Genomic DNA, 13193 nt, shown 5'->3' on the forward strand with positions numbered 1-13193 from the left:
AGGCCGGCTCACCGGCATGGAGTGATCGAGTGACTATATTTCCGTCGTCGTTGACCTCGCCCAAGGTCGGTTGTCAGGGCTGCCAACAGAGCGAGCCACTGGGCTTCGACTTTGCCTTCGCCTATCAACCGATCGTCGATTTGCGCGACCAGTCCATTTTCGCCCATGAAGCATTGGTACGAGGCGTCGCAGGAGAGGGCGCGCTGTCGGTGCTCGACCGGGTCACAGACGACAACCGTTACCGCTTCGACCAGCTTTGCCGGAGACGAGCCATTGAGGGCGCGGCAAATTTAAATATGCAGACACACTTGTCGATCAACTTTATGCCTAACGCCGTTTACCGTCCGGAGCTGTGTATTCGCAGCACCCTGGAGGCGGCAAAAAAACACGATTTCCCCATCGACCGGCTGATTTTCGAAACCTTGGAAAGCCAGCACGTAGATAACTATCGCCATTTGACTAATATTCTGCGTGAATACCGCGAATTCGGCTTCAAGACCGCCATCGACGATTTCGGTGCCGGTTACTCGGGGCTCAATCTGCTGGCTGATTTCCAACCGGACCTGATCAAACTCGACATGGCACTGATCCGCGATGTCGATCGCGATCGTGTTCGTCAGGCTATCGTTCGAGGGATTGTCACAATCTGTGCGGAGTTGGACGTTACAGTCATCGCCGAAGGCATCGAAAGTGCCGGAGAACGGGATTTCCTGGCGGACTGTGGAATATTTCTGATGCAGGGTTACTGGTTCGCCAGGCCTGCATTCAAAGCGTTGGCCCAGGTCACACCTGGCGCCTGGACGCGTTAATCGCCGGTTTTTTCCTATTGAAGACATTTGACCATTTGACCGTTGTCGGTCTGCGCGAGTGGGTGGCGCTCCCGGATTTGGGAGTCGCCGGCCTGCGGGCAAAAATCGACACCGGTGCCAGCACCTCCAGCCTGCATGCCACCGACATCGAGCCATTCGAGCGCGAGGGCGAACAGTGGGTGCGTTTTACTGCGCACCTGGGCACGGTGGTGCAGCTGCGTCACCGGCGCTGCGAAGCTCCGCTGGTGACGCGCAAAACCATTAAAAGCTCGAACGGCCACGCGCAGATGCGTTACGTGGTCAGCACGACCCTGGCCCTCGGTGATCGGGTCTGGCGGGTCGAGTTCACCCTCGCCTGCCGAAAGTCCATGCGGTATCGCCTGTTACTCGGTTCCAAAGCCCTGATCGACGGCCAACTGGTGGTCAATCCGGGCATCAAATACGTACAAGACAAGCCGGTGTTCCCGGTATCTACCTCCTCCACAGGTGTTGCATGAAGATCGCTGTGCTGTCGCGAAACCCGCGTCTGTATTCCACTCGTCGTCTGGTTGAAGCCGGGACCGAGCGTGGCCATGAAATGGTGGTGATCGACACCCTGCGCGCCTATATGAACATTGCCAGCCACAAGCCGCAGATCCACTACCGCGGCAAGCCGCTGGAAGGTTTCGACGCGGTGATTCCACGGATCGGTGCGTCGGTGACGTTTTATGGCTGCGCGGTGTTGCGCCAGTTCGAAATGATGGGCGTATTTCCGCTCAACGAATCGGTGGCCATCGCCCGCTCGCGGGACAAACTGCGTTCGCTGCAATTGCTGTCGCGCCGCGGGATCGGCTTGCCGGTCACCGGCTTTGCCCACTCCCCCGACGACATTCCCGATTTGATCGCGATGGTCAACGGCGCGCCGCTGGTGATCAAGGTGCTGGAAGGCACCCAGGGCATCGGCGTGGTGCTGTGTGAAACCGCGACTGCGGCCGAGTCGGTGATCGAGGCGTTCATGGGCCTCAAGCAGAACATCATGGTTCAGGAATACATCAAGGAAGCCGGCGGTGCGGACATTCGCTGCTTCGTGGTCGGCGACAAGGTGATTGCAGCGATGAAACGCCAGGCCAAGCCCGGGGAATTCCGCTCCAACCTGCACCGGGGCGGCAGCGCCAGCCTGATCAAGATCACGCCGGAAGAGCGCATGACGGCCTTGCGTGCGGCCAAGGTGATGGGGTTGGCCGTGGCCGGGGTGGATATCCTGCGTTCCAATCATGGTCCGCTGGTGATGGAAGTGAACTCGTCGCCGGGGCTGGAGGGGATTGAAACCACCACCAGCAAGAATGTCGCGGGGATCATCATCGAGCATCTGGAGAAGAATGGTGGGCCGAATATGACACGCACCAAAGGTAAAGGTTAATCGCCGAAATATATGGCGGCTGTAAGGCCGCCTTCGTCGGAACGACAGAGATGCCAGCGCTTAAACCGCATCCCGGGGCAACATCAACCCCAACGGCAACCGCACCCGCGCTTCCAGCCCGCCACCGGACCGGTTGCGCAGTTCGACATTGCCGCCATGCATCGAAGCAATCCGCTTCACGATGGCTAATCCCAGCCCGGTCCCCTTCCCGCCCCGGGCACGATCACCACGGGTGAACGGGTTGAAGATCGCTTCCAGCTCCGACGGATCAATCCCTGCGCCACGGTCCATGACACTCAGCACCACATAGGGTGCGCTGACATCCCCGGACACATAAGCCGCCACTTCGACCCCGCTGCCAGCGTGATGCAGCGCGTTGCCGATCAGGTTATTCAGCAGCCGCTTCATCGACACCCGCCGCAGGGGAAAGGGTTGAATCGGCTCCAGGCGCAGTTGGACTTTTTCTTCATTCTGGTTGTACGGCGCGGCGACTTCGCGCACCAGGTCAGTCAAGTCCACCTCTTCCACCGACTCGTCACGGCCATCGCGGATGAAAGCCAGGAACTGGTCGAGAATCGCGTCCATGTCTTCGATATCGCGCACCATGTCGTCCGTCAGGTCGCTGTGGTCGCCCATCAACTCCAGGGACAGCCGCAAACGGGTCAGCGGCGTGCGCAGGTCGTGGGACACCCCGGCCAGCATCAGTTCACGCTCGCGGCCAGCCTGTTCGACGTCTTCGGCCATCTGGTTGAAGGCACGGTAAACCTCGGTCATTTCACTGGGCGTGTCGCTGATCGGCAGGCGCACGCTGCGACCCTGGCCGAGTTGCCTAGCGGCAAACACCAGACGCTTCAAGGGTTGATTGAGCTGACTCACGAAGATCCACGCCGAAGCGGTCGACAGCAAGCCGATGGCCAGGAACCAGCCGAGGACGTTCCAGATTTTCTGACCGCGCAGAGGGTGCGGATACAGCGGCACTTTCAACCAGCCGTCACCCAGGCTTGGCGCCCGGACCCATAGCGCCGGTGGCGAATGCATGCGTAATCGGACTTCGGTGTCGGGACCCAATTCGGTCTGCATCTGCCGTTGGTAGATCTCGCTGTAGGGCCAGTGCTGCTCGCCTTCCGGCACGCCGGCACCCACCACACGAATCAGCGGCACGCTGTCGGCAATCTTTTCACGGTTCTCTTCATCGGCCGCCCAGTAGGCGCGAAGCGTCAGGGCGACGCCGTGGCTGTATTGGCGGTCCACCAGCACGTCCTCGTTCATCAACAGATAAACCAGGGTCAGCGCCTTGGAAAACAGGACGACGATCAGCACCAGCCACAGGGTGCGGGCGAAAAAACTTTGGGGGAACCAGACCGGGGTTTTCATGAATAACCGTTAACGCTTGCAGGAGCGAGCGATGCTCGCACATTGCGGTTGGCGAGTCTGCGGACAAATCATCCGCAAGACCCGCTCCTACAAATTGCCGATCACTTGGTGGCGGCGCCATCCGGAACGAACACGTAACCCACGCCCCATACCGTCTGAATGTAGCGTGGCTTGGATGGATCAGGTTCGATCATCCGGCGCAGACGGGAAATCTGCACGTCGATGGAACGCTCCAGCGCATCCCACTCGCGACCACGGGCCAGGTTCATCAGTTTATCGCGGGTCAGTGGCTGACGAGCGTTCATCACCAGTGCCTTGAGCACTGCGAACTCACCGGTGGTGAGCATGTGCACTTCGTCGCCGCGCTTGAGCTCGCGGGTAGCCAGGGACAGCTCGTAGTCACCGAAGGTCACGCTTTCGTCTTCGCTGCCCGGCGCGCCAGGCACCGGTGCTGCCTGGCGGCGCAGGACCGCTTTGACCCGAGCCATCAGCTCGTCCGGGTTGAATGGCTTGGCCAGGTAATCGTCGGCGCCCAGCTCGAGGCCCTTGATGCGACTCAGTTCATCGCCCTTGGCGGTGAGCATGATGATCGGAATCTGATTGTTCGCACCGCGCAGGCGGCGGCAAGCGGTCAAGCCGTCTTCACCGGGCAGCATCAGGTCGAGGACGACCAGGTTGAACACTTCACGCGCCAGCAGGCGGTCCATTTGCTCGGTGTTCGGCACAGCGCGGGCGCGGTAGCCCTTGCTGACGAAAAAGCGTTCCAGCAGGCTGCTGAGCCCGGGATCGTCGTCAACGATAAGAATTTTTTCGCCTTCAGCAATGTTTGCAGTGCTGCTCATTGGATGCTCCTTTGATCTCGGCGCGCATTATGGCGTAGCTGCCGTTATACGCACCGTGTGCATTGTTAGCAGATTTTTCCTTCACCGCCAGGAATCCGCGCATTGTGCCTGCAGCCTCTGATGCCCCCGAATGACCGAACGCTGGTTATAATGCGCGGCCTTTTGTGTCAGGCAACGTCTGATCATTACTGCGGTGGCTGCTTTTTTATTTTTACGGCACCGGCAGTAATTGTTCGATTTCACGGGTCAACGGGAAGCCTGTTGATCCAGGTAGCGGCGCAGGCCAGGCCGCTCAACCAGACTCGCCGAGCCTTTTACCCGGTGCCTGCGAGCCTGCTTTCACAATTTGTCAGGTGGTTTTATGGACAGCATCAACAGCCGCATCGCCGAGGAACTCGGTGTACGCCCACAACAGGTCGAAGCGGCCGTCGCGCTACTCGATGAAGGCTCCACGGTGCCCTTCATCGCCCGCTACCGGAAAGAAGTGACCGGCAGCCTCGATGACATCCAGCTGCGTCATCTGGAAGAGCGTCTGCGCTACCTGCGAGAACTCGACGAACGGCGTATCAGCATCCTCTCCAGCATCCAGGAGCAAGGCAAGCTGACCCCGCAGCTTGAACGCGACATCAAACTCGCCGACACCAAGACCCGCCTCGAAGACTTGTACCTGCCGTACAAGCAAAAACGCCGCACCAAGGGCCAGATCGCCCTGGAAGCCGGCCTCGGCGAGCTGGCAGACGGCTTGTTCAACGACCCGACCCTGAGCCCTGAAACCGAAGCAGCGCGCTTCATCGACGCCGAAAAAGGCGTCGCAGATGTGAAGGCAGCCCTTGAGGGCGCCAAGTACATCCTGATGGAGCGGTTCGCCGAAGACGCCGGCCTCCTGGACAAGCTGCGCAGCTACCTCAAGCAGGAAGCCACCCTCAGTGCCCGCGTGATCGCCGGCAAGGAAGAGGCAGGCGCCAAGTTCCGCGACTACTTCGAACACGACGAACCGCTGAAAAGCATGCCATCGCACCGCGCCCTGGCGATTTTCCGTGGCCGCAACGAAGGCATCCTCAGCTCTGCGCTGAAAGTCGGCGACGAGCTGCCAGGGACCATGCACCCGTGCGAAGGCATGATCGGCCAGCAATTCGGCATCCAGAACCAGAACCGCGCCGCCGACAAATGGCTGGGTGAAGTGGTGCGCTGGACCTGGAAGGTCAAGCTCTATACGCACCTGGAAACCGACCTGCTGGGTGAGCTGCGCGATGGCGCGGAAACCGAAGCGATCAACGTGTTCGCCCACAACCTGCACGATTTGCTGCTGTCGGCCCCGGCCGGCCCTCGCGCCACCCTGGGCCTCGACCCGGGCCTGCGCACCGGTTGCAAGGTCGCCGTGGTCGATGCCACCGGCAAGCTGCTGGATCACGCCACGGTGTACCCGCATGTGCCGCACAACAAGTGGGACCAGACCCTCGCGATTCTTGCCGCCCTGTGCGCCAAGCATGCGGTGGACCTGATCGCCATCGGCAACGGCACCGCCAGCCGCGAAACCGACAAGCTGGCGGCTGAACTGATCAAAAAATACCCAGCGATGAAGATGACCAAGGTCATGGTGTCCGAGGCCGGTGCATCGGTTTACTCGGCGTCGGAACTGGCTTCCAAGGAATTCCCGGACCTCGACGTGTCGATCCGTGGTGCGGTGTCGATCGCCCGTCGTCTCCAGGATCCGCTGGCCGAACTGGTGAAAATCGATCCGAAGTCCATCGGCGTCGGCCAGTACCAGCACGATGTCTCGCAGCTGAAACTGGCGCGCGGCCTGGATGCTGTGGTCGAGGACTGCGTGAACGCCGTGGGCGTCGACGTCAACACTGCTTCCGTGGCGCTGCTGGCCCGTATCTCCGGCCTCAACGCGACGTTGGCGCAGAACATCGTCAGCCATCGCGACGAGCATGGCGCATTCAAGACCCGTGCGGCGTTGAAGAAAGTCGCGCGCCTGGGCGAAAAAACCTTCGAACAGGCCGCCGGCTTCCTGCGTGTAATGAACGGCGACAACCCGCTGGATTCGTCTGCGGTTCACCCGGAAGCCTATCCGCTGGTTCAGCGCATCGCCGCCGAGACCGACCGCGACATCCGTTCGCTGATCGGCGACGCCACGTTCCTCAAGCGTCTTGACCCGAAGAAGTACACTGACGAGACGTTCGGTCTGCCAACAGTCACCGACATTCTGCAAGAGCTGGAAAAACCGGGTCGCGACCCGCGTCCAGGGTTCAAGACCGCCGAGTTCCAGGAAGGCGTCGAAGACCTCAAGGACCTGCAGCCGGGCATGATCCTCGAAGGCGTGGTGACCAACGTGACGAACTTCGGCGCATTCGTCGACATCGGCGTGCATCAGGACGGTTTGGTGCATATCTCTGCGCTTTCGGAGAAGTTCATCAAGGACCCCCGCGAAGCGGTGAAAGCCGGTGACGTGGTGAAGGTGAAGGTGATGGAAGTGGACATCCCGCGCAAACGCGTAGGCCTGTCGATGCGCATGAGCGACACCCCGGGCGAGAAGATCGACGGTGCCCGTGGCGCGCGTCCTGGTTCGGCTCCGCGCCAGTCCCAGAACAACGCACCGCGCAAGGAAACCACGGCAGCGGCGCCGGCCAACAATGCCATGGCTTCGCTGTTCGCCAACGCCAAGCAGCTGAAGAAACGCTGATGGAGCTGCCTGCCGGCCTGACCGAAAGCGCGTTTTTCAAGCTGCTGGGGTGTCGCTTGCACAGCCTGGAAACCGGGGTGGCGCAAGTCGCCCTGGCGCTTGCGCCAGCGCTGCGCAATCGCGGCGGCAAGCTGCACGGCGGGGCCTTGTTCAGCCTGGTGGACATTGCCATGGGGCTGGCCTGTTCCAGCAGCCATGGCTTTGACCAGCAGAGCGTGACCATCGAATGCAAGATCAACTACATTCGCGCCGTTTCTGACGGTGAAGTGATGTGCACGGCACGGGTCATTCACCCGGGCCGCCGCACGTTGGTGGTCGAAGCTGACGTGATGCAAGGCGACAAACTTGTCGCAAAAGCACAGGGCACGTTCGCTGTCCTATAGCTCCTTACCCACGTTTTGAGTTAATTTCGGCGCAATGAAAGCTGCGCCGCGATTTTCTGTGGGAGCGGGCTTGCTCGCGAATAGGGTGTGTCAGTCAATATTCAAGTCGCCTGACACACCGCTTTCGCGAGCAAGCCCGCTCCCACAGGGTTTGCGGTGATCGCTCCTTGACTGACTGGCATGTGCTCCGTGCTGTTCAAAAACCAGGCGAAAACGCCAGTTTCAACTTCACCCTTGTAGACCGTCTTGCCCACCCCCATATTGGGGCGACTGACGCGTGAAGGAATCCAACTTGAGCGAACTTCTCAACCGCCGCCTGGCTCTGCTCGGCGAGCGCGCTAACCTCTCTCTGCTCGAGCAGTGTCTTCACGGCATCGAACGTGAATGCCTGCGCGTGACCGGCGAAGGTCGCCTGGCGCAAACGCCGCACCCGGAAGAATTGGGTTCCGCGCTGACCAACGAACAAATCACCACCGACTATTCCGAGTCGCTGCTGGAGTTCATCACCCCGGCCCTGCCCGATCCGGCGGACACCTTGGCGAGCCTGGACAGCATTCACCGTTTTGCCTACAGCAAGCTCGGCAACGAGTACCTGTGGAGTCCATCGATGCCGTGCCCGTTGCCGGCCGAGGAAGACATTCCGATCGCCTATTACGGCACCTCCAACATCGGTCAGCTCAAGTACGTCTATCGCAAGGGCCTGGCCCTGCGTTACGGCAAGACCATGCAGTGCATCGCCGGGATCCATTACAACTTTTCCCTGCCGGAGAAGCTCTGGCCGCTGCTCAAGGCGTCTGAAGGTTTTGTCGGCACCGACCGCGACTATCAGTCGTCGGCCTATATCGCGCTGATTCGTAACTTCCGTCGCTACAGCTGGTTGCTGATGTACCTGTTCGGCGCTTCGCCAGCACTGGACGCCGGCTTCCTGCGCGGCCGTTCGCACCAGTTGGAACAACTGGACCCGGATACCCTGTACCTGCCGTACGCCACCAGCTTGCGCATGAGCGACCTGGGCTACCAGAGCAATGCCCAGGCCGGCCTGACGCCCTGCTACAACGATCTGGCCAGCTACACCGACAGCCTGCGCAAAGCGGTGGCCACGCCCTATGCACCCTATGTCGAGATCGGCACGCACAAGGATGGTGAGTGGGTCCAGCTCAACACCAATATCCTGCAGATCGAAAACGAGTACTACTCCAACATCCGCCCCAAACGCGTGACCTACACCGGCGAACGGCCGATCCAGGCGCTGGTGGCCCGTGGCATTCAGTACGTCGAGGTGCGCTGCCTGGACATCAACCCGTTCCTGCCGATGGGCATCGACCTGCCGGAGTCGCGGTTCCTCGACGCATTCCTGCTGTACTGCGCGCTGAACGACAGCCCGCTGCTGACCAACACCTCATGCGGTAACGCGACCTCGAACTTCCTCAGCGTGGTCAAGGAGGGTCGCCGTCCGGGCCTGCAACTGCAACGCGATGGTCAGCCGGTGGATATGAAAGAGTGGGCCAGCGAGTTGCTGGAGAAGATTGCGCCACTGGCGGCGCTGCTGGATCAGAGCCACGGCGGCGAGGCCCACAGCAAGGCCTTGGATGCGCAACTGGCCAAGGTCAAGGATCCGTCCCTGACGCCATCGGCCCAGGTGCTGGCGGCAATGGCTGAGCACAAGGAAAGTTTTGCTCAGTTCTCCCTGCGTCAGAGCCAGGTGCATGCGGAGTATTTCCGCAGCGAGCCGTTGAGCACCGAGGAGCAAGCGAAGTTTGAAGAGCGGGCGCGTTCGTCGCTGGCGCAGCAGGTGGAGCTGGAGCAGAACGAAGTCGGCGATTTCGATGTGTTTGTCGGGTCGTATCAGGCAAGCATTTTAGCCATCAGCAACTGACCTCTGAAGCTCCTGCGGACCTCTTCGCCAGCAAGCCGGCTCCTACAGATCCGGGATCCCGCAACGATCGCGGCCCCACACAAACCCCTGTAGGAGCTGGCTTGCCAGCGATGCTCGTCAACGATAACGCTGTGAACCTGACACCTCACGGCGTTCTCAGGTTTTTTGCGACCAAGCTCGCTCCTGCATCGAACGCCGCGGCGCCTCTCCCTTAGAATTTTCCGCTCATAAGCTAATTCGAAAAAGTTATTTATTTTTGAATTCTTAGATCATTTAGTCTCCTTTCACGCCGACACTCGGTCGCCTGACAAGGAGCTTCTCAATGAAACTGAATTTCCCTCTTCGCCTCCTGGCGGCCGCGTCCCTGGCTGCGGTGAGCTTCTTTGCCCAGGCCGCCGACGTCACTGTCGCTTACCAGACCACCGTTGACCCGGCCAAAGTCGCCCAGGCCGACGGCGCCTACGAAAAAGCCACCCACGCCAAAATCGATTGGCGCAAATTCGACAACGGTGCCGACATCATCGCCGCCATCGCTTCCGGCGACGTACAGATCGGCTACCTCGGCTCCAGCCCCCTGACGGCGGCAATCACCCGCAAAGTCCCGGTGCAAACCTTCCTCATCGCCACCCAGATCGGCGCCGCCGAAGCCCTGGTCGCCCGCGACGGTTCCGGGATCAAGACCCCGCAGGACCTGATCGGCAAGAAAATCGCCGTGCCCTTCGTTTCCACCGGCCACTACAGCCTGCTCGCCGCGCTGAAGCACTGGAACATCGACCCGTCGAAAGTCACCGTGCTCAATCTCGCGCCGCCCGCGATCATCGCTGCATGGAAACGCGGTGACATCGACGCCACCTACGTTTGGGACCCGGCGCTCGGTGTGGCCAAGGAAAACGGCAAAGTGCTGATCACCTCTGGCGAACTGGCCAAGTTCGGCGCACCGACCTTCGATGCCTGGATCGTGCGCAAGGACTTCGCCGAGAAGCACCCGGAAATCGTCACCGCGTTCGCCAAAGTGACGCTCGATGCCTACGCCGAATACCGCAAGGATCCGAAAGCCTGGCTCGCCAATCAAAGCAACGTCGACAAGCTGGTGAAACTGTCCGGCGCCAAGGCCGGCGACATCCCATTGCTGCTGCAAGGCAACGTCTACCCGCTGGCGGCAGATCAGGTGATCAGCCTCGGCGCGCGACCACCAAGGCCATCACCGACACCGCCACGTTCCTCAAGGAACAAGGCAAGGTCGAAGCCGTGCTGCCGGACTACGCCCCCTACGTCAGCGCCAAATACATCACCAACTGATCGGAGTTAACCGCAATGGCTTTGCTTCAGCTGGAGCGCATCAGCGCACAGTACCCAGGTAGCCCTGAACCTGTGCTGGCGGATATATCCTTGAGCCTAGGGCCCCAGCAATTGCTGGTCGCCCTCGGCCCGTCCGGCAGTGGCAAGACTTCGCTGTTGAACCTGATTGCCGGTTTCGTGGAACCCAGCGCCGGACGCATCACCCTTGACGGCGTACCGGTCAAAGGCCCGAGCGCCGAACGTGGCGTAGTGTTTCAGGATGACGCCCTGCTGCCCTGGCAGGACGTGCTGGCCAACGTCGGCTTCGGCCTGGAGCTGGCGGGTGTTTCCCGGGAAAAACGCGAAATCCGCGCCCGGGAAATGCTCGCGCTGGTGGACCTTTCCGGCTTCGAAAACCGGCGCATCTGGCAGCTGTCCGGTGGGCAGAAGCAACGCGTCGGCCTGGCCCGCGCGCTCGCTGCCGATCCTCGAGTGCTGCTGATGGACGAACCCTTCGGCGCGCTCGATGCCTTCACCCGGGAACAGATGCAGGAGCTGCTGCTGCAGGTCTGGCAGCGCACCGCCAAACCGGTTTTTCTGATTACCCATGACATCGAAGAAGCGGTGTTCCTCGCCACGGATCTGATTCTGCTGGCGCCCAATCCTGGACAGATCGTCGAGCGCCTGAGCCTGGATTTCGGCCAGCGCTACGCCGCCGGTGAGTCCGCACGATCGATCAAATCCGACCGGCGTTTTATCGAGACCCGCGAACACGTGCTCGCCAAGGTGTTCTCCCAACGCAGCGCCGCCACGCGGCAGGAGCGCGCATGAGCAGTTATGAAATTCCCGCCGCGGCGGTGAAACCGGGTTCGACGGTGATTGCGCTGCGCCGCAGCCTGAGTACGCGCTGGATCAGCGTGCTGACGCTGGTCGTGCTGATTGCCATTTGGTGGGCCGTTACCGCCACGGGAATGATCGAACCGCTGTTCCTGCCGCCACCGTCCGCCGTGCTGGACAAAGGCTGGCTGTTGGTGACCACCGGCTATATGGATTCGACGTTGTGGCAGCACTTGGGCGCGAGCCTCAGCCGAATCGGCCTGGGCCTCGGTTTCGCGGTGCTGACCGCTGTACCGGTTGGCATTGCCATCGGCCACAACCGCATCGCCCGCGGCATTCTCGATCCGCTGATCGAGTTCTACCGCCCTATCCCGCCACTGGCCTACCTGCCGCTGATCGTGATCTGGTGCGGCATCGGTGAGCTGTCGAAAGTGTTGCTGATCTACCTGGCGATCTTCGCCCCGATTGCCATCGCTACCGCGACCGGCGTGCGCACCGTCGACCCGGCCAAGTTGCGCGCCGCGCAGTCGTTGGGCGCGACCCGGGCGCAGTTGATTCGCCATGTGATTCTGCCGAGCGCCTTGCCGGACATCTTGACCGGTGTGCGCATTGGTCTGGGTGTGGGTTGGTCGACCCTGGTCGCCGCCGAGCTGATCGCTGCCACCAGTGGCCTGGGCTTCATGGTGCAGTCGGCCGCGCAGTTCCTGGTCACCGATGTGGTGGTTCTGGGGATTCTGGTCATCGCCCTGATCGCCTTCGCCATGGAAATGGGCCTGCGCGCCCTGCAACGCAAACTGGTGCCTTGGCATGGCCAGGCTCACTAACCAAACCCCACAGCTGGCGCCCCGGATTGAAGAGAAGACCATGAGTAACTTGACGATTGTCCCCCTCAGCTCGGCCCTCGGCGCGCAAATCAGCGGCGTCGACATCAGCCAGCCGCTGAACCTTGAGCAGCGCGACGCGATCGAGCAGGCGCTGCTCAAACATCAGGTGCTGTTTTTCCGTGACCAGCCGATCGAACCGCCGCAGCAGGCGCGTTTCGCTGCCTATTTCGGCGACCTGCACATCCACCCGATCTACCCGAATGTACCGGAGCAGCCCGAAGTGCTGATCCTCGACACCGCCGTCACCGACGTGCGCGACAACGCGATCTGGCACACCGACGTGACCTTCTTGCCGACCCCGGCCATGGGCGCCGTGCTCAGTGCCAAGCTGCTGCCGGAGTTTGGTGGCGACACGCTGTGGGCCAGCGGCATTGCGGCCTATGAAGCACTGTCGGCGCCGCTGAAAAGCTTGCTCGAAGGACTGACCGCCACCCACGACTTCACCCGCTCGTTCCCGCTGGAACGTTATGGCAACACGCCCGAAGCGCTGGCCCAATGGGAAGAAACCCGCAGGAAGAATCCGCCGCTGTCACACCCGGTGATTCGTACGCACCCGGTGAGCGGGCGACGGTCGTTGTTCGTCAATGAAGGTTTCACGTCGAAGATCAACGAACTGTCGGACACCGAAAGCGAGACGATCCTGAAATTGTTGTTCGCCCATTCGACCCGGCCGGAATTCACCATTCGCTGGCGCTGGCAGAAGGATGACGTGGCGTTCTGGGATAACCGCGTGACACAGCACTATGCGGTCGATGATTACCGGCCGGCGCGGCGGGTAATGCAGCGGGCGACGGTGTTGGGGGATGTGCCGTTTTTCAGGTGAAG

General features: G+C 61.2%; 11 protein-coding genes and 2 pseudogenes. 11 read left to right on the plus strand and 2 right to left on the minus strand.

The annotated features are described in order from the left end of the window. Positions 1 to 29 precede the first annotated feature (29 nt). The 3 genes from BZ163_RS29420 to rimK are packed head-to-tail and all read left to right on the plus strand — an operon-like array spanning position 30 to position 2208. Positions 30 to 809 carry an EAL domain-containing protein gene (locus BZ163_RS29420; RefSeq protein ID WP_128873935.1) on the plus strand — a complete coding sequence of 260 codons (780 nt, stop codon included), beginning with the start codon at positions 30 to 32 and terminating at the stop codon, positions 807 to 809. A 35-nt stretch (positions 810 to 844) separates the two neighbouring features. Further along, positions 845 to 1306, plus strand: a complete 462-nt coding sequence (locus BZ163_RS29425; RefSeq protein WP_178084736.1) for an ATP-dependent zinc protease — start codon at positions 845 to 847, stop codon at positions 1304 to 1306. Then, positions 1303 to 2208, plus strand: coding sequence for a 30S ribosomal protein S6--L-glutamate ligase (rimK, locus tag BZ163_RS29430; RefSeq protein WP_128873839.1), 906 nt, complete (start codon positions 1303 to 1305; stop codon positions 2206 to 2208). Before BZ163_RS29425 ends, rimK begins: the two co-directional genes overlap by 4 nt. Before the next feature lie 60 nt (positions 2209 to 2268). Here the strand turns inward: rimK and BZ163_RS29435 are convergent, their stop codons facing one another. After that, complete coding sequence (locus BZ163_RS29435) at positions 2269 to 3582, minus strand: ATP-binding protein (protein WP_128873840.1); 1314 nt, start codon at positions 3580 to 3582, stop codon at positions 2269 to 2271. 101 nt (positions 3583 to 3683) lie between these two features. Beyond that, positions 3684 to 4424: a two-component system response regulator OmpR gene (gene ompR, locus BZ163_RS29440; RefSeq protein WP_064675389.1), complete on the minus strand. Its 741-nt coding sequence runs from the start codon at positions 4422 to 4424 to the stop codon at positions 3684 to 3686. A 361-nt stretch (positions 4425 to 4785) separates the two neighbouring features. Here ompR and BZ163_RS29445 point away from each other — a divergent pair, with 361 nt between their 5' ends. From BZ163_RS29445 to tauD, 8 genes and pseudogenes are all read left to right on the plus strand, one after another. After that, on the plus strand, positions 4786 to 7110 hold the full coding sequence (locus tag BZ163_RS29445) for a Tex family protein (protein WP_128873841.1): 2325 nt from the start codon (positions 4786 to 4788) through the stop codon (positions 7108 to 7110). Then, on the plus strand, positions 7110 to 7493 hold the full coding sequence (locus tag BZ163_RS29450) for a PaaI family thioesterase (RefSeq protein WP_128873842.1): 384 nt from the start codon (positions 7110 to 7112) through the stop codon (positions 7491 to 7493). Before BZ163_RS29445 ends, BZ163_RS29450 begins: the two co-directional genes overlap by 1 nt. Positions 7494 to 7785: 292 nt before the next feature. Beyond that, positions 7786 to 9369 carry a glutamate--cysteine ligase gene (gshA, locus tag BZ163_RS29455; protein WP_128873843.1) on the plus strand — a complete coding sequence of 528 codons (1584 nt, stop codon included), beginning with the start codon at positions 7786 to 7788 and terminating at the stop codon, positions 9367 to 9369. Between the two features lie 110 nt (positions 9370 to 9479). Further along, a pseudogene (locus BZ163_RS36120) lies at positions 9480 to 9554 on the plus strand (outer membrane lipoprotein carrier protein LolA); the annotation flags it as partial. A gap of 137 nt (positions 9555 to 9691) precedes the next feature. Continuing rightward, a pseudogene (gene tauA / locus BZ163_RS29460) lies at positions 9692 to 10668 on the plus strand (taurine ABC transporter substrate-binding protein). Between the two features lie 15 nt (positions 10669 to 10683). Then, complete coding sequence (tauB, locus tag BZ163_RS29465; protein ID WP_128873844.1) at positions 10684 to 11478, plus strand: taurine ABC transporter ATP-binding subunit; 795 nt, start codon at positions 10684 to 10686, stop codon at positions 11476 to 11478. Further along, entirely contained in the window at positions 11475 to 12308 is an 834-nt protein-coding gene (gene tauC, locus BZ163_RS29470) for a taurine ABC transporter permease TauC (RefSeq protein ID WP_128873845.1), read from the plus strand. The genes tauB and tauC overlap by 4 nt, the downstream gene beginning before the upstream one ends. Positions 12309 to 12348: 40 nt before the next feature. Beyond that, complete coding sequence (gene tauD / locus BZ163_RS29475; protein ID WP_128873846.1) at positions 12349 to 13191, plus strand: taurine dioxygenase; 843 nt, start codon at positions 12349 to 12351, stop codon at positions 13189 to 13191. The last annotated feature ends 2 nt before the right edge of the window (positions 13192 to 13193 follow it).

Origin of the sequence: Pseudomonas sp. VI4.1 (assembly GCF_002029345.1) — a bacterium.
Taxonomy (GTDB): Bacteria; Pseudomonadota; Gammaproteobacteria; order Pseudomonadales; family Pseudomonadaceae; genus Aquipseudomonas.

What these genes read in the sequence shown, in the direction of transcription:
- BZ163_RS29435 (WP_128873840.1), bottom strand. Translation starts at nt 3,582, where the DNA reads ATGAAAACCCCGGTCTGGTTCCCCCAAAGTTTTTTCGCCCGCACCCTG.
- BZ163_RS29445 (WP_128873841.1), top strand. Translation starts at nt 4,786, where the DNA reads ATGGACAGCATCAACAGCCGCATCGCCGAGGAACTCGGTGTACGCCCA.
- tauB (WP_128873844.1), top strand. Translation starts at nt 10,684, where the DNA reads ATGGCTTTGCTTCAGCTGGAGCGCATCAGCGCACAGTACCCAGGTAGC.
- ompR (WP_064675389.1), bottom strand. Translation starts at nt 4,424, where the DNA reads ATGAGCAGCACTGCAAACATTGCTGAAGGCGAAAAAATTCTTATCGTT.
- tauD (WP_128873846.1), top strand. Translation starts at nt 12,349, where the DNA reads ATGAGTAACTTGACGATTGTCCCCCTCAGCTCGGCCCTCGGCGCGCAA.
- rimK (WP_128873839.1), top strand. Translation starts at nt 1,303, where the DNA reads ATGAAGATCGCTGTGCTGTCGCGAAACCCGCGTCTGTATTCCACTCGT.
- BZ163_RS29450 (WP_128873842.1), top strand. Translation starts at nt 7,110, where the DNA reads ATGGAGCTGCCTGCCGGCCTGACCGAAAGCGCGTTTTTCAAGCTGCTG.
- tauC (WP_128873845.1), top strand. Translation starts at nt 11,475, where the DNA reads ATGAGCAGTTATGAAATTCCCGCCGCGGCGGTGAAACCGGGTTCGACG.